At 53.3% G+C, this 2,226-nt stretch carries 2 tRNA genes and 2 rRNA genes; all 4 read right to left on the bottom strand.

What is annotated here, in order from left to right:
* Positions 1-1,535, bottom strand: a 23S ribosomal RNA gene (locus AB3X94_RS41530); the annotation flags it as partial.
* Positions 1,536-1,839: 304 nt separating this feature from the next.
* Positions 1,840-1,915, bottom strand: a tRNA-Ala gene (locus tag AB3X94_RS41525).
* Between the two features lie 47 nt (positions 1,916-1,962).
* Positions 1,963-2,039: transfer RNA gene (locus tag AB3X94_RS41520), tRNA-Ile, on the bottom strand.
* 74 nt (positions 2,040-2,113) lie between these two features.
* Positions 2,114-2,226: ribosomal RNA gene (locus tag AB3X94_RS41515) — 16S ribosomal RNA — on the bottom strand; the annotation flags it as partial.

Below are 2,226 nucleotides of genomic sequence, written 5' to 3'. Positions count from 1 at the left end.
CTTCGCTTCCGAAGAAGCTCGCGCCACACCCTTGAGTCCTGTGCCCGGATTTGCCAAGGCACCCTCTCCAATGCAGCGACCGGGACTTCCAACACCCGGACAACCTTCCGCGATCCGTCCCCCCATCGCATTTCACAATGGTGCAGAAATATTAATCTGCTTCCCATCAGCTACGCATTTCTGCCTCGCCTTAGGGGCCGACTCACCCTACGCCGATGAACGTTGCGTAGGAAACCTTGGGCTTACGGCGAGGGGGCCTTTCACCCCCTTTATCGCTACTCATGTCAGCATTCGCACTTCCGATACCTCCAGCACACTTTCCAGTGCACCTTCGCAGGCTTACGGAACGCTCTCCTACCATGCACATAAATGTGCATCCGCAGCTTCGGTATATGGCTTAGCCCCGTTACATCTTCCGCGCAGGACGACTCGATCAGTGAGCTATTACGCTTTCTTTAAAGGGTGGCTGCTTCTAAGCCAACCTCCTGACTGTTTTAGCCTTCCCACTTCGTTTCCCACTTAGCCATATTTGGGGACCTTAGCTGGCGGTCTGGGTTGTTTCCCTCTTGACACCGGACGTTAGCACCCGATGTCTGTCTCCCGTGATTGCACTCTTCGGTATTCGGAGTTTGCTATGGCGTAGTAATCCGCAATGGACCCCACAACCATGACAGTGCTCTACCCCCGAAGGTGAGACACGAGGCACTACCTAAATAGTTTTCGGAGAGAACCAGCTATTTCCAGGTTTGTTTAGCCTTTCACCCCTATCCACAGCTCATCCCCTAACTTTTCAACGTTAGTGGGTTCGGTCCTCCAGCACGTGTTACCGTGCCTTCAACCTGGCCATGGATAGATCACCTGGTTTCGGGTCTACACCCAGCGACTGGACGCCCTGTTCGGACTCGCTTTCGCTACGCCTGCCCTAATCGGTTAAGCTCGCCACTGAATGTAAGTCGCTGACCCATTATACAAAAGGTACGCCGTCACCCCTTACGAGGCTCCGACTGTTTGTATGCATGCGGTTTCAGGATCTGTTTCACTCCCCTCCCGGGGTTCTTTTCGCCTTTCCCTCACGGTACTGGTTCACTATCGGTCGATCACGAGTATTTAGCCTTGGAGGATGGTCCCCCCATCTTCAGACAGGATTTCACGTGTCCCGCCCTACTTCTCGTACACCCAGTTCTTTCCCGCTGTTTTCGTCTACAGGGCTATCACCTGCTATGGCCGCACTTTCCAGAGCGTTCGACTAACAATGAGAATAAAGAGTACAGGCTGATCCCATTTCGCTCGCCACTACTTTGGGAATCTCGGTTGATTTCTTTTCCTGCGGTTACTTAGATGTTTCAGTTCACCGCGTTCGCTTCACATGACCTATGGATTCAGTCATGGATACTCCATTAGGAGTGGGTTTCCCCATTCGGACATCTCCGGATCAAAGCTCGTTTGCCAGCTCCCCGGAGCTTTTCGCAGGCTACCGCGTCCTTCATCGCCTGTGATCGCCAAGGCATCCACCACATGCACTTGTTCGCTTGACCCTATAACGGGTGTGTCTCAATGATTGCTCACCGCAGATCACCTTCCGCTACAGGTTGAGTATTCGTGTTGCGCCGTATTCCAAAGCGATCTCTCGATCACCTTTAAAATACATCGATACAATCACAACCCTGATTCACCTACTCACGCACCCATCTCCAGGTACGCTTTCGTGAATCTCTTTACTACTTCTTCCTGATTGTTAAAGAACGACAGCCGATGGTGAGTTGCCTCACCTCGCGCTGACTGGCTCAATCGCCAATGCGCAACGCTCTGCCTTCATGCAGAACCCTGCGCATTGAGGATTGGTGGAGGATGACGGGATCGAACCGACGACCCCCTGCTTGCAAAGCAGGTGCTCTCCCAGCTGAGCTAATCCCCCGGTCATACACTACTCAAGGGTGTCCCAGTCAGCACCACAGACAAAGATGGTGGGTCTGGATGGATTCGAACCATCGACCCCCGCCTTATCAAGACGGTGCTCTAACCGACTGAGCTACAGACCCCTGAGTCTGTCTGCGTTGCTTCTCTAAACCACAGCCGATAAGCGTGAGCGCTTGCGCAGCAATGCAAGCTCTGGAAAGGAGGTGATCCAGCCGCACCTTCCGATACGGCTACCTTGTTACGACTTCACCCCAGTCATGAATCCTACCGTGGTGACCGTCCTCCTTGCGGTTAGACTAGCCACTTCTG

The organism is Paraburkholderia sp. BR10923, assembly GCF_040948765.1.
GTDB lineage: Bacteria > Pseudomonadota > Gammaproteobacteria > Burkholderiales > Burkholderiaceae > Paraburkholderia > Paraburkholderia youngii.
The sequence above is the reverse complement of the archived record's forward strand: the minus strand, read 5'-3'. Positions and strand labels throughout refer to the sequence as shown.